General features: G+C 71.7%; 13 protein-coding genes. 6 read left to right on the forward strand and 7 right to left on the reverse strand.

The window, feature by feature from the left end; genetic code table 11:
- Nucleotides 1–51 precede the first annotated feature (51 nt).
- The 7 genes from J2Y69_RS07770 to J2Y69_RS07800 form a co-directional block, all read right to left on the reverse strand.
- The gene (locus J2Y69_RS07770; protein ID WP_310019260.1) at nucleotides 52–177 is read right to left on the reverse strand and encodes a hypothetical protein; all 126 of its coding nucleotides are present in this window, start codon (nucleotides 175–177) and stop codon (nucleotides 52–54) included.
- Between the two features lie 40 nt (nucleotides 178–217).
- Complete coding sequence (locus tag J2Y69_RS07775; RefSeq protein WP_310019262.1) at nucleotides 218–337, reverse strand: daptide-type RiPP; 120 nt, start codon at nucleotides 335–337, stop codon at nucleotides 218–220.
- A 55-nt stretch (nucleotides 338–392) separates the two neighbouring features.
- Nucleotides 393–530, reverse strand: a complete 138-nt coding sequence (locus J2Y69_RS07780) for a hypothetical protein (RefSeq protein WP_310019264.1) — start codon at nucleotides 528–530, stop codon at nucleotides 393–395.
- Nucleotides 527–1,747: an iron-containing alcohol dehydrogenase gene (locus tag J2Y69_RS07785; RefSeq protein WP_310019266.1), complete on the reverse strand. Its 1,221-nt coding sequence runs from the start codon at nucleotides 1,745–1,747 to the stop codon at nucleotides 527–529. Before J2Y69_RS07785 ends, J2Y69_RS07780 begins: the two co-directional genes overlap by 4 nt.
- A complete protein-coding gene (mpaD, locus tag J2Y69_RS07790) occupies nucleotides 1,744–3,069 on the reverse strand; it encodes a daptide-type RiPP biosynthesis aminotransferase (RefSeq protein WP_310019269.1) in 1,326 nt (441 codons plus the stop codon). The genes J2Y69_RS07785 and mpaD overlap by 4 nt, the downstream gene beginning before the upstream one ends.
- Nucleotides 3,069–4,217 carry a daptide biosynthesis RiPP recognition protein gene (gene mpaB / locus J2Y69_RS07795; protein WP_310019271.1) on the reverse strand — a complete coding sequence of 383 codons (1,149 nt, stop codon included), beginning with the start codon at nucleotides 4,215–4,217 and terminating at the stop codon, nucleotides 3,069–3,071. Before mpaB ends, mpaD begins: the two co-directional genes overlap by 1 nt.
- Nucleotides 4,218–4,299: 82 nt before the next feature.
- Nucleotides 4,300–4,467 carry a hypothetical protein gene (locus J2Y69_RS07800; protein ID WP_310019273.1) on the reverse strand — a complete coding sequence of 56 codons (168 nt, stop codon included), beginning with the start codon at nucleotides 4,465–4,467 and terminating at the stop codon, nucleotides 4,300–4,302.
- Between the two features lie 234 nt (nucleotides 4,468–4,701).
- On the opposite strand from J2Y69_RS07800, the gene argG reads away from it, so the two are divergent.
- From argG to J2Y69_RS07830, 6 genes are all read left to right on the forward strand, one after another.
- The gene (argG, locus tag J2Y69_RS07805) at nucleotides 4,702–6,147 is read left to right on the forward strand and encodes an argininosuccinate synthase (RefSeq protein ID WP_310019275.1); all 1,446 of its coding nucleotides are present in this window, start codon (nucleotides 4,702–4,704) and stop codon (nucleotides 6,145–6,147) included.
- A 277-nt stretch (nucleotides 6,148–6,424) separates the two neighbouring features.
- Nucleotides 6,425–7,138, forward strand: a complete 714-nt coding sequence (locus tag J2Y69_RS07810) for a TetR/AcrR family transcriptional regulator (protein ID WP_310019278.1) — start codon at nucleotides 6,425–6,427, stop codon at nucleotides 7,136–7,138.
- Entirely contained in the window at nucleotides 7,135–8,175 is a 1,041-nt protein-coding gene (locus J2Y69_RS07815) for a P-loop NTPase family protein (RefSeq protein ID WP_310019280.1), read from the forward strand. Before J2Y69_RS07810 ends, J2Y69_RS07815 begins: the two co-directional genes overlap by 4 nt.
- Nucleotides 8,172–10,073, forward strand: coding sequence for a YhgE/Pip domain-containing protein (locus tag J2Y69_RS07820; protein WP_310019282.1), 1,902 nt, complete (start codon nucleotides 8,172–8,174; stop codon nucleotides 10,071–10,073). Before J2Y69_RS07815 ends, J2Y69_RS07820 begins: the two co-directional genes overlap by 4 nt.
- A 326-nt stretch (nucleotides 10,074–10,399) precedes the next feature.
- On the forward strand, nucleotides 10,400–13,093 hold the full coding sequence (locus tag J2Y69_RS07825) for a penicillin acylase family protein (RefSeq protein WP_310019284.1): 2,694 nt from the start codon (nucleotides 10,400–10,402) through the stop codon (nucleotides 13,091–13,093).
- 128 nt (nucleotides 13,094–13,221) lie between these two features.
- On the forward strand, nucleotides 13,222–14,049 hold the full coding sequence (locus J2Y69_RS07830; protein WP_310019286.1) for an alpha/beta fold hydrolase: 828 nt from the start codon (nucleotides 13,222–13,224) through the stop codon (nucleotides 14,047–14,049).
- Nucleotides 14,050–14,135: the final 86 nt, after the last annotated feature.

Here is a 14,135-nt window from a genome sequence, read left to right on the forward strand (position 1 = left end):
GAGGTCGAACGAGGAAGTGGGCGGTCACGGGGTGCTGACCGCCCACCACGCTCAGGTCGCGATCGCGATCACCGCGAACGCGAATGTGCCGATGTTGAACAGCCATTCCTCCGGGCTCATCGGCGCGTCCGCCTGGTCGACCTCTTCGAACCAGAGGCTCATGTCGTGCGCGTGCATGTCGTCACCCCCTCTCCTGGTCGATCCGGGCACGCCGATCTCAGGTCACGAGGGCGATGAGCCCGATGAAGACGGCGAGCTTGAAGCCGACGTACATGTCCGAGTCGGGAGCCTCCATGCTCTCGATCTCCTCGAACCGCAGCTGCTGCGAGAGTTCCATTCGTCCACCTCCTTTCTGCTTTCGATGCGTCTTTCCCGTCCGGCGTCGTCGCCGGTCAGGTGGCGAGCACCGCGATGGTGCCCACGTATCCGATACCGAGCCACATGCCCCACCAGAACGTCTCCGCGTCCGGCGCGTCCGCCTCGTCGAGCTCTTCGAAGCCGAACCTGCTGATGTCCGTCATCGTCTTCACCTCCTCTCCTCCCCTCCGACCGAGGTCACGGGGTCCGGCGCCCACTGCGACGCTGCCGCGTAGACGGCGAGGATCTCGGCCTCGGAGATCCCCCGGAGCGCCGGGCGCCGACCGGCCCAGGCACGGGAGCAGCTTCGAGCGGCCGCGGCGATCGCGCTGCGGCGGAAGCGCGGGAGATCGATTCCCCAGGCCGACGGCCAGGCGCGCGCGCCGCGGATCGGGTCGGCGTCGAGGTCGATCTCCGCCGCGACGATCCGCCAGATGCGCACCAACCGGGCGCGGTCGCCGAACCGACGGTCGCCCTCCATCACCCTCCGCCAGACCTCGGGAAGGAGACGGAGCGTCGCCGGCACCTTCCTGGAGCGCTGGGCCGAGGAGATCTCGTTGGCGAGATACCAGTGCTTCGCGCCGTACGGATCGCGCCCGGCGAGCGCCCACCCCGCGTGGGTCTCGCCGGAGGCCGCCGCCAGGAGGAGGCGGATCCGGTCGTCGAACCCGCGGCGGAGTCCCTCGTGCGCCGTGCGCGCCGCCTGGGCGGCGAGCCCTTCCGCCGCCGCGTCCTGGACGTCGCCGGGCTCGCTCCCGACATAGCCGCCGATGATCCGGAGCAGGATCTCCGCTGCCCCTTCCCGTAGGGCGATCCCGTCCAGCGAACGGGTCAGCTCGGGGTCGAGGACGATCGAGTCCGCCTTCAGAGCGGCGCCGGCGACGAGCCGTCGAGAGGCCGCGCCCTCAAGGCACGCGACGGCCCCGGCCTCGGATCCCGTGCCGAGGGTGGTCGGTATCAGGACGAGCGGCACCCGCTTCCGCCCCCAGGCCTCGGGGACCAGGAACACGCCGAACGACTCCGCATACCGTTGCGCCGCACGGAGACCGGTGTTGCTGCCACGGAACAGTCGGATGAGCTTCGCCGCGTCCATCACCGAACCGCCGCCGACTCCGACGACCGCGTCGATGCGCTCCGCGGCCCCGACCTCCCGCTGCACGCGGTCGAGCAGCTGGGTCTGCGGCTCGCGGCGCGGCTCGACACAGATGACCCGGCGCATCCGCTCTCCGAACCCCGGATGGCGATCGAGGACCCGGCCGTCGATGAGGAGCAGGGAGTCCTCGGTCACGCCGAGTCGGGCCAGCGAGCGAAGGGCCGCCCCCGCCCCGATCACCGTGGGGACGGACCCGTCGTGGACGGCGACGCGCTCGGGAAGCGCCTGCGCGGTCATGCCGCACCGCGTTCATCGATGGCCGCATCCTGCTCATCGAGAGCCGTCTCGATCGCGGCGGCGGCCCGGTCCAGGTCCGCGGCGGCGGCGATGGCCGCAGGGATCAGCTGGATGCCCGCGGGGCCCGGGTGGACGACGACACCCCGGCGTCGAATCCGCTCGACCAGATCCGTCACCGCGTCCGGCGCGAGGCCCTCGCCCGGTCCGGCCCCACCACCCTGCTCAGTCTCGCCGCCCTGCGCGCCCTCGCGTTCCCGTCCGCCCGCCGACGTGCCGAGGATGCGCAGGGCCCGGAACGCACCGCGGCCCTGCGCGGCGACGATGCGCGGATGATGCAGCAGCCGTGCCACGACCGCGTCGAGACGGTCGGCGACATCGCGGAAGAGCGCGTCGGCGTCGAGGGAGTCGTAGAGGTCCAGGGTCGCGAGGATCGCAGCGCAGCTGGCCGGTGTGCCCGCCTGGGTCTCACCGTGGACGAACAGCGCATCCTCCCGGTCGAAGGCCGACACGATCCGTTCGCCGACCACGATCGCGGAGGCAGCGCAGGTGCCGTTGGTGAGCGCCTTCGACAGGATCATCGCGTCCGGTGGCGATGCCCAGCCCGCCGAGGCGAACCGCTGCCCTGTACGACCGAACCCCGTGGCGACCTCGTCGGCGACGAGGAGGAAGCCGTGCTCCGCACGAAGCCGGTCGAGCACGGCGAGGAACGATGGCGGGACCTCGACGGCGCCCGTCCCGAGCACCGGCTCGACGATGACGGCCGCCACGCGGTTCCCCTCACGCCTCATCAGCGTCTCCAGCCCCGCGCCGTCGTCGACCGGGACGTGCCGGACGTCACGGCGGTCGATGCCGTAGACGGCCTGCCCCAGCTCATCGCCGCTCAGCCCATGCGCACCGTGGGTCAGCCCGTGGTAGCTCCCCCGCAGACCGACGACGATCCGCCGCTGCGGGCTGCCGGCGAGGTGCCAGAACTGCCGGACGAGCTTCATCACGGCATCGTTGGCCGCGCCGCCGGACGTGGAGAAGAGCACCCGGGAGAAGGGCATCCCCGTGAAGGCGATCAGCCGCGCCGCCGCCTCCTCGGCGTAGGGGTGGCTCCGCCGGAAGAGGGTCAGGTACGACGCGTCGCGGAGCGCTCGCCCCACGGCCTCGGCGACCTCCGCGTTCCCATAGCCGAGCGGGACGTTCCACAGACCGCTCGTCGCGCAGAAGGCGTCCACGCCGTCGGCGAACCGGATGCGGGTGCCCTTCGCGGAGACCGCCCACGCGGCAGGACCCGGGTCCGCGCTGGGGCGGACGAGCGCCGTCCAGGCCCGCTCCATCAGCGGGTCTCCCCATCGGGGCCGAGCAGGACGCCGGCCGCGGCGAAGCGTGCGCGGAGGTCCGCGATGTCACGTCCGATACCGCCTCCGACGTCTGCGCCGCCGGCGATGCCCGCATCCGCGAACGCCGCGCGCGCATCGTCCTCCGTTGCCGCGCCGAGGAGGCACTCGACGACGAGGGCGGTGTCGCGTCCGAGCGAGAACCGGCGCCCCGAGTCCCCGGCGACGAGCTGATACTCGTCGCCCCTCCAGATCAGCAGATCGCCCGTGGGCCGGGCCCGCGGATCGGGATCCGCGCCGGTCAGAGTGCCCCCGAACCCCGAGAGGCTCCAGGTCTCCCCGTCCTCCCCTCCGGCGACGCGCAGCGCGGTCAGATACCGCGGGAGCCACGGCCTCTCCACGATCAAGGCCTCCGTCGCCAGGGGTCCGCCGCCGACCGTCTCGGGCCCGCCGTCCGTCTCGGGCCCGCCGACCGTCTCGGGCCCGCCGTCGGCGAAGCAGGAGAAGTACGCGCGCGCGGGCTGCGGCGCGAGGAGCGCGTCGTCATCGGCGGCGACCGGCGGCCCCACCGGCCAGCGCCGGATCTCTCCCCGATCATCGACCGTGAGGCTGTTGACCTCGACGTCCACGCCTCGCACGGCGGCATCGATGACGGCACGGTCGGCCAGGACGACGGACCTCGACGTCAGCTGCGGGATCAGCAGACCCGTCGCCCTCGCCTCATCGGCGTCCGCGGCGAACGCGGCCCAGCCCTCGGCGGACAGACAGCGGACGACGGTCGAACGGGTCACGGGGACGAACGGGAGAGCGAGGTAGTCCTGCAGCTCGATCTCGTAGCCGCGGCCGATGTGCATGACATCCCCCGGGACAGCGAGCTCCCCCTCGTAGGACAGGACGCGGACCCCAGAGGGCAGCCGCCAGTCTTCGAGGGCGCCGTCCGAAGGGAGGAGGACGGCGCCGTTCGGTCCGGCCAGTCGCGCGAGAGCCGGGAGGCCTTCCCGCGTTCCGCTGAAGACGACCCGGCCCGCGCCGTCCTCACGCAGGCCCGTCGCCCACTGGAACACCGCGGACGAGATCGCACGGGCGTGCGAGGTCGCAGGGCTCGCACCCGTCACGCGACCGGTGTCGTCGTCGCTCGGTTCCTGCATGTGCCGCCTCCTCCTGATGCTGCTGCGCGGATCTGTGCCGTACGGAAGCTGTGCCGTACGGAGCTGTGCTGCGCGTCGCGGGCTACTCGACCGGACGACGCAGAGCGACGACGATCAGCACGATCCCCGCGAGGAGACAGCCGGTGCCGCTGACATAGGCCTCGACCCGCCCCTCGGACCGGACGAAGGTGAAGGCGGCGATGACGAGGAGCAATGCTCCGAGCGCGATCGACCATCCGCGGTTCTTCATGACGCGTGCCCCCCGGCTCGTCTTCCGTTCGTCCCGCGGCCCTCGAAGAGAAGAGGCTGCCGCGGCTGTGAAGGACACGCTATTGAGCCTTGATGCCGCCGGGCATCCGCCATTCGTCTCCGATCCCTAGACGATGGTCGAAGCCGTCCCGACGATGGTCCTGGCATGACGCCCGCGCGCTCGCCGGCCCGCCACCGGCCGGAGGCCGACACGCCGGGCCGATAAGCTGAAAGCATGTCCAAGGTCCTCCAGTCCCTGCCCGTCGGCGAGCGCGTCGGCATCGCCTTCTCCGGGGGGCTCGACACCTCCGTCGCCGTCGCCTGGATGCGCGACAAGGGCGCGGTGCCGTTCACCTACACCGGCGACCTCGGACAGTACGACGAGGACGACATCGCCTCGATCCCCGGCCGCGCGCTCGAGTACGGCGCGGAGGCCGCCCGCCTGATCGACTGCAGGACGGCGCTCGTCGAGGAGGGCTTCGTCGCCCTGGCCTGCGGCGCGTTCCACATCCGCGCCGGCGGCAAGACCTACTTCAACACCACCCCCCTCGGCCGCGCCGTCACCGGCACGCTGCTCGTGCGGGCGATGCGGGAGGACGGGGTCGACATCTGGGGCGACGGCTCCACCTACAAGGGCAACGACATCGAGCGGTTCTACCGCTACGGCCTGCTCGCGAATCCGCGCCTGCGCATCTACAAGCCCTGGCTCGACGCGGACTTCGTCACCGAGCTCGGCGGCCGCCAGGAGATGAGCGAGTGGCTCGGGGCCCACGGCTTCCCCTACCGGGACTCCGCCGAGAAGGCCTACTCCACCGATGCGAACATCTGGGGCGCCACCCATGAGGCCAAGACCCTGGAGCACCTCGACGTCTCCCTGGAGACGGTCGATCCCATCATGGGAGTGAAGTTCTGGGATCCTGCGGTCGAGATCGCCGCCGAGGACGTCACGGTGACGTTCGAGGGCGGCCGGCCCGTCGCGATCAACGGCACCTCGTTCACCGACCCGGTGGCCCTGGTGCAGGAGGCGAACACGATCGGCGGGCGTCACGGCCTCGGCATGAGCGACCAGATCGAGAACCGCATCATCGAGGCGAAGTCCCGCGGCATCTACGAGGCGCCGGGCATGGCCCTGCTGTTCATCGCCTACGAGCGCCTGATCAACGGCATCCTCAACGAGGACACCCTCGCGACGTACCACGAGCAGGGGCGCCGACTCGGCCGCCTGATGTACGAGGGCCGGTGGCTGGAGCCGCAGTCGCTCATGCTGCGCGAGTCGATCCAGCGCTGGGTCGGGTCCACGATCTCCGGCACCGTCACGCTGCGTCTGCGCCGCGGCGACGACTGGACGATCCTCGACACTGTCTCCCCCAACCTCTCCTACGGCCCCGAGAAGCTCTCGATGGAGCGCGTGGGCGACGCCGCCTTCGGGCCGGTGGACCGGATCGGCCAGCTCACCATGCGCAACCTCGACATCGCGGACTCGCGCTCGCGGCTCGAGCAGTACGCGGGGCTCGGCCTCGTGGGCGGCGCGACCGGCGAGCTCGTCGGCCGGGTGACCGCCGGCGAGGCGTCGGAGATCGCCGGTGCCGTCGACGGAACCCTCTCCTCCTCGGACGAGGCCCTCGCCGACGCGGTCGATGCGGCCTCCGAGGGCGCCGCCTTCGACTCCGGCACCGACTGAGGTCGGTTGCGCGTCGGTCGCGCGTCCTGGCGTGCGTGGGCGTCGGTTCGGCTGCGGTTCGGCGTCGGTTCGGCGTGCGCCAGCTGCGGTTTGTGCCCCGCCGTGGCAGTTCTTGTGGGTTGAGACACCCGCCAACCCGCAGAAGCTGCCACGGCGGGGCACAAACGGCGCGAGTAGGCGGCGCACAAACGGCGGCCGCGGGCGGGGCAGGATGACCTCTCTGGGAATCCGCCGAACTATCTTGCACGATTGTGTGCAAGATAACTATTCTGGATCGGTGATCGAGACCTCCTCCCCCCGACGCCAGCGTCGGGACGCCGCCGAGAACCGGGCCGGCATCCTCGCCGCGGCGACACGGACGCTGGCCGCCGACCCGCACGCATCGGTCGACCAGATCGCGCGCGAGGCCGGCCTCAGCCGCCGGGCGCTCTACGGGCACTTCGACGACAGGGGCAGCCTCGTCCGCGAGCTCATCACGGCCGGAGCACAGCGCTTCAACGCGATCGCGCACCGCGTGGACGAGGCGGATGCCCGCGTCGCCCTCATGCGACTCACCTCCGAGCTCTGGCAGGAGGCTGCCCACGTCCAGGTCGCCGCCGCGATCGCACTCGACGAGACCCATGTCGAGGAGACGGCCGACGCCCTCGCCCCGCTCCGCCGGGTGCTCGCCGGCATCGTCCGCCGCGGCCAGGACGACGATCAGCTGCGCACCGACATCGCGGCCCCGACACTCGCCCGGCTCATCGAGGAGACCGCCCGCACGGTCGTCTCCCGCACCGATCCGTCCTCCCCCGCGGCCGGCGACATCGCGGTCCGCGCGGTGCTCAGCATCGCCGGGCTGTCCTGGCGCGAGGCCGACGCCCTGATGGCGGCGCACCCCGAGACCTCCCGCACCACCACACCGCGCACCACCGCACCAGACACCACCGCACCGAACACCACCCCACCAAAAGCCGCCGGCCCGAGCACCGCCGAGGAGGCGCACGCATGAGGATCGCCCTGCACCAGGTGAGCAAGGGGCGTCGAGGCGTCGCCCTCCCGGAGACCTCGCTGGAGATCGAGAGCGGGCACGCCCGCTTCGTGCTCGCCGAGACCGAGCAGCGCCCGACGGTCCTCGGCCTCATCGCGAGCGGACGGATGCGCCCCGACGCCGGTGAGGTGACGATCGACGGCACGAGGAACGCCTCGGACCTGCGCCTGCGCATGGCGCTGGTCGATGCGCCGGACGTCAACGACCCGCACCCCGGCGTGACCGTCGCCGCCGTCGTCGGCGAGGAGCTGATGTTCGCCGGCCAGCCCGCCACGCCGTTCCACGCACGGCGCTGGCTCGCCCAGACCGGTTTCGAGGACATCGCCGGCCGCCCCATCGGCACCGTCTCCCCCGCCGCCCGCGTCCGCATCCTGAGCGAGCTGGCCGTGCTCCGCGACGGCGTGGAGGGCTTCGTCCTCGTCTCCCCCGACCGCCACGGCGGACGGCCCGACGGCTGGTGGCGGATCGCATCCGAGTTCGCCGACCGCGGCTTCGCCGTGCTCGTCATCGTCGGCGGATCGGCGGCGGCCGTCATCGAGGGGCTGCCCGAGACCCTCGCCTCCGACAACCTGTCCGATGCGACGCAGCCGATCGCCCCGCTCGCCGACCTGACGGGCGCGACAGCGATCGACGGCGATGAGTCCAACGGCGCCGAGTCCGACAGCAGCGAGTCCGACAGCAGCGACGCGGACGACGAACCGGGACTCGACGTCGCCCCGAGTTCCGACGCGACCCTCGCGCCCGACGACGCGACCCTTCCGGCCGACCCGGCATCGACGATCGACCCCGACCTCGAATCCGCACAGGGCTCCCTCGACGACCACGGCTCGGAGCTCGACCTCGGGCTGATCCCCGACCCGGAGCCCGACCCCAATCCCGGACTGATCCCGGCCCCCGACTCCGGACCCACCCCGAACCCTCCCGCCGAAACAGCCGACACAGCGGACACCACCCACGATCCGGCGCAGAACCCCACGAAGGACGGAGGCGACCGATGAAGGTTCCCGCGATGATCGGCGCCGAGCTGCGCCGCCTGACCGCCAGCCCCATGGCCGTGATCGCGCTCATCGCACTGATGTGCGTGCCGGTGCTCTACGGCGGCCTCTACCTGTGGGCCAACCAGGACCCGTACGGGAAGTTCCCCGACGTGCCGGTGGCGCTCGTCGTCGAGGACGAGGGTTCGTCCTCCTCCGCGACCGGCGGGGCGACCAACTACGGCGAGAAGGTCGCCGACAACCTGCTCGAGGGCGGCGCCTTCGACTGGCGGCGCATGACCGCCACGGCCGCGTCCGATGCGCTCCACGACGGCGAGGTCGACTTCACGGTCACCATCCCGAAGGACTTCTCCGCCGCCCTCACCTCGGCGTCGGGCAACGAGCCGCACCAGGCCCGGATCGAGCTGGAGACGAACGACGCGAACAACTACCTCGCGTCCTCGATCGGCTCGACGGCGGTCGACCGGATCCGTCGATCCGTCGCCGAGATGGTCGGCACGGAAGCGGCGAACCGGCTGCTCACCGGTCTCAGCGACGTCCGCGGCAAGCTCTCCGAGGCCACGGACGGCGCCGGGAAGCTCCTGGACGGCGCGCACACCGCCTCGTCCGGCAGCATCCAGCTCGCCGACGGCACGACGCAGCTGGCCGACGGCACCGCCCAGCTCGCCAGCGGAACCGTCCAGCTCGCCGACGGCGCCCAGCGACTGGCCGGAGGGGCAGCGAGCCTCGCCGACGGAGCACAGCAGGTCAGCGCCGGGAACCAGCAGGTCGCCGCGGCCGCGGACGAGGCGGGCTCCCTCATGCAGCAGGCCACCGACACGCTCCCGCAGGTCAGGACCGACCTCGCCGCCGAGATGACGAAGCAGGGGATGACCCCGGAGCAGATCGACTCCGTGCTCGGCGCGCTGGATCCGCTGGCGGACCGCATCCGCTCCGGCAACGAGGCGGCACAGTCCGCGATCGGCCGGATCGACCAGCTCGCCGCGGGAAGCGCGACCCTGGCCTCGGGGAGCGCGACACTCGCGGCGAGCGCGCAGCAGCTCGCGGAGGGGGCGGGCACCGCCGCGACGGGAGCGGGGGCCGCGGCGACCGGCGCCGCCTCGGCCCGCGACGGCGCCGGCGCGCTGCGCGACGGGCTGGGCACCCTCGGCGAGGGGATCGGCACGCTGCGGGACGGCCTCGCCTCCGGGGTCGAGGCGATCCCCGCCTCCACGCCCGAGCTGCGCGACGCGCAGTCGAAGATCATCGCGGATCCCGTGGCCGTCGCCTCCGACAAGGTCGCCGCGGCCAAGGACTACGGACAGGGCCTCGCCCCGTTCTTCGCGGCTCTCGCGGGCTGGATCGGCATCTATGCGCTCTTCCTCATCGTGAAGCCGGTCTCCCGGCGGGCGGTCACCGCGCTGCACTCGCCGCTGCGGATCACGCTGGCCGGATGGCTCACCCCCGCGGCGCTCGGCGCCCTGCAGATGCTCGGCCTCCTCGGCGTGCTGTCCTTCGCGCTCGGGTTTACCTTCGACAACCCCTGGGGTGCGCTCGGGGTGATGGTGCTGGCCTCGGCGACCTATGCGGCGATCATCCTGGCGTTGAACGTCTGGCTGGGCTCGGTCGGGCAGTTCGTCGGCCTCGTCCTCATGGTGCTGCAACTGGTCACCGCCGGTGGGACGTTCCCCTGGCAGACGCTGCCCGAGCCCTTGGCCTGGCTGCATCACGTCCTGCCGATGGGCTACGTCGTGGACGCGATGCGCCAGCTCATGTACGGCGGCGCGATCAACCGCGCCCTCGCCGACTTCGCGGTGCTCGGCGGCTGGCTCGTCGGAGCCCTCGTCCTCGCGGCGATCGGCGTGACGCGGATGACGCATCGCCGCACGCTCCGCGACCTCCAGCCCAGCCTGATCGGCTAGCCCGGGGCGCCGCGCCCGGGTCCTCCGGCCGTCCTCTCTCCCTCTCCCGTCCGTCCGTCCGCTCGCCCTCTCCCCCAACCGCCTGCCCGCGAGACTGCATCTGCGTTCCGAGACTGCGCGAATTTTCTGCAGTCTCGGAACGCAGATGCAGTCTCGGCGAAAAGAGGCGCGCGAAGAGCGCTCGGGGCGGGGCGGCAGGCGCGCGAGGCGAGGAGAAGGGCGCGAGGCGGCGGCGCCCGCGACGCTAGTATGCGAGGGCGGCTCAATGCGGAGACCGGGTCACCCGAACCCTGGCACTCCGTCCCACCGACTCCGAAGGAGCGCCCATGTCCACGACGCACCCCCGCCCCGCCAGGGGCCGAGGACGCGGCCGCGCCGGCCGGATCGTCGGACGAGTGGCGTTCGGAGTCCTCGCCGGCATCCTGGTCGTGGCCACGGCCGCCGCCTTCTTCGTGGTGTGGACGATCCAGCGCTCCTTCCCGCAGACCGCGGGGGAGCTCGACATCGACGGACTGCAGGCGCAGGTGACGGTGCAGCGGGACGATCGCGGCATCCCCACGATCACCGCCGAGAACGCGCACGACCTCTTCCTCGCCCAGGGCTTCGTCCATGCGCAGGACCGGTTCTGGGAGATGGACTTCCGTCGCCACGTCACCAGCGGCCGGGTGGCCGAGCTCTTCGGCGAGTCTCAGGCGAAGACCGACATGTTCCTCCGCACGCTGGGCTGGCACGAGGTGGCCGAGCAGGAGGTCGAGGCGATGGACCCGACCACGCGTGCCTACTACGACGCGTACGCCGACGGCGTGAACGCCTACCTGAAGGGACGTTCGGGGGCCGAGGCATCCCTCGAGTACGCCGTGCTGGACCTGACGACGCCCGGGTACTCCCCCGAGCCGTGGACACCGGCGGACTCGGTGGCCTGGCTGAAGGCGATGGCCTGGGATCTGCGCACGAACCTCGATGAGGAGACCGCGCGGGGGATCCTCGCGCAGACCGTCGACCCGTCGACCCTGGTCCAGGACTACCCGTCCTACCCCTTCGACAAGAACCCGGTGATCGTCCCGAGACTCGGCGCGGTCCCCGGGCAGAGCAGCACGACCCCCGGGCAGAGCAGTACCGGAGGCGGCGGGCCCGCGGGAGGCAGCACCACCCCTTCCGAAGGATCGGCCCCCACCGCAGAATCGGCCCCTTCCGACGGATCGACCCCCTCCGACGGAGCGGCAGCAACCCCGGGCATCGAATGGACCACCGCCGACGGCGTGCTCGGCGCCGTGGACGCCCTGATCGGCGATGTCGGAGAGGGCATCGGGTCGAACTCCTGGGTCGTCTCCGGAGACCTCACCGAGAGCGGGAAGCCGCTCCTCGCCAACGATCCGCACCTCGGAGCCTCGCTCCCCTCGGTCTGGTACCAGATGCAGCTGCGCTGCGAGACCGTGAGCGAGAGCTGCCCCTTCGACGTCGGCGGATACTCCTTCTCCGGGCTGCCGAGCATCGTGATCGGGCACAACTCCCGCGTCGCCTGGGGCTTCACCAACCTCACCACCGACGTGACGGACCTCTACGTCGAGAAGGTGGACGGGGATGCGTACTGGCGGGACGGCGCGCTGGTGCCGCTGCAGACGCGGAAGGAGACGATCAAGGTGGCGGGCGGCGATGACATCCCCCTGACCATCCGCTCGACCGTGCACGGCCCGATCGTGTCGGGGCTCACCGACGACTTCACGGCGATCGCGGACCATCCGATGCGTTTCGGGCCGACGACAGACCCCACGGTGGCCGCCCTCCCGGGCGAGTACGCCGTCAGCCTGCGCTGGACGGCGCTGGACCCGGGCACGGCGGCCTCGGCGATCTTCCGGCTGGGGACGGCTCAGGACTTCACCGAGTTCCGCGCGGCGGCGGAGCTCTTCGACGTCCCCGCCCAGAACCTCGTCTACGCCGACGTGGACGGAAACATCGGCTATCAGGCGCCCGGTCGCCTGCCGATCCGCGGCGCCGGGGACGGCTGGCTGCCGCAGCCCGGGTGGAGCAGCGCCTACGACTGGCGCGGCTACATCCCGTTCGCCCAGCTCCCCGTCTCCTACAACCCCGAGGAGGGGTACATCGTCACGGCGAACAACGCGATCGTGCCCAGGAGCTATCCGTACCAGCTGACGGAGGACTGGGACTACGGCTACCGCGCCGAACGCATCACCGCCCTCATCCAGCGCAAGGCCGACACGAAGCGGATCACGGCGCAGGACCTGCGCGACATCCAGTTCGACCAGCAGTCCTGGATCGGCAAGGAGCTCTCCTCCGCGATGACCGACGTTGAGGTGAAGGGCGACGGCGTGAAGCGGGCCGTGGACCTGCTGCGGACCTGGGACGCGCAGAACTCCGCCGACTCCTCTGCCGCCGCCTACGCCAACGTGCTGTGGTCGAATCTCGCGCAGAACCTCTTCAGCCGGCGCGATGACCCGATCCCGCTGACCGATCAGAGCCGTCTCTTCACCGTCGTGGCTGAGATGCTGCAGAACCCCGACGACCCGCGCTGGACCAACGAGAGGCTGGGCGTCACCGGACGCGACGAGATGCTGGCGCGGTCGGCGGAGGACGCGTACGACGAGCTCTCCGCGATCCAGGGCACGGACGTGAACCGGTGGAGCTGGGGTGACCTGCACGCGATCACCCTCACGCATCAGACCCTGGGGACGTCGGGGATCGCGCCGATCGAGGCGCTGTTCAACCGCGGGCCGTACCCGGTCGGCGGCGGTTCGAGCGTCGTGGACGCGACGGGGTGGGTGCTCGGCGAGTCGTATGCGACGACGACCGTGCCCTCGATGCGGATGGTCGTCGATCTGTCCGATCTGGACGGCTCGACCTGGATCCATCTCACCGGGGCGAGCGGCCACGCGTTCAACCAGCACTACACCGACCAGACCGAGCGGTGGTCGAAGGGCGAGCAGGCTCCCTGGGCCTTCACGAAGAAGGCGGTGGACGCAGCGACCGTCGACACCCTCGTGCTGAAGCCGGCCGGGGGCTGACTCCCGGCTTTGTCGGACGGATGACATCTCGTCGGACGATCGGCGCCGTTCCGGCCGACGACGGTGCGATCGGCCGACGGAGTGAACGCCGGATGCCGACGATCGGCGGTCCCGGATAGGGTCGGAGCATGCCGATCCCGCTGCTCTCCGAGGACCGGAAGGCGACGGTCGCCGAGTTCGTCGTGCAGGGCGCGACCCTCATCATCGAAGACCTCCCGGACGATAGACCGGCTTCGAGACCGGTGGCGGGGCCGGCTTCGAGGCCGGTGGCAGGACCGGATTTCGTCCTGCTCCACGGCCTCGGGATGGGGCGCAGCGTGTTCGTCGATCTCGTCCGCCATCTGCCCGGCCGCATCATCGCGATCGACCTTCCCGGCTTCGGAGAGGCGCCGGAACCGGCGCGCACCCCGACGATGGAGCGCCACGCCGACCTCGTCGCGGCCTTCCTTCGGCACGCGGGGATCGACGGCGTCATTCCGATCGGGCATTCCATGGGGAGCCAGGTCGCCGCGGAGCTGGCCGCGCGGCACCCCGGCCTCGTCTCCGGCGTCGTCCTGGCCGCCCCGACCGTGGACCGGCACGCCCGCAGCATCGCCCGGCAGGCGTTGCGGATGGGGCGGGACATCCTCCGGTTCGACCCGCGGGTCTTCCTCCGCGGCTCCCGCGAGTACCTGCGCGCGGGTCCGCACATCGCCCGGAAGGTGCGCGCGACCGTGGTGCACCGGCCCGAGCTGGCGTATCCCCGGATCGTCGCCCCGGCCCTCGTGCTCCGCGGATCCGCCGATCCGGTCTGCCCTGCGGACTGGTGCCGCTCCGTCGCCGACACGATTCCGGACGCCCGCCTCGCGACCGTGACAGGGCATGGGCACGAGACGATGATCAGCGACGCCGCACCCGCCGCATCGCTCATCGCGGAGTTCGCCGCAGCGCACGTCCGCGGCAGGCCGACCGGCTGAGAGCGGTCCGGACAACTGCACGGCCCGGCGACTACGCAGCCCGGGCGATTGCGTAGTCCGGGCGATGGCTCGTGATGCGCCATCGC

The organism is Microbacterium resistens, assembly GCF_031456305.1.
Lineage (GTDB): Bacteria > Actinomycetota > Actinomycetes > Actinomycetales > Microbacteriaceae > Microbacterium > Microbacterium resistens_A.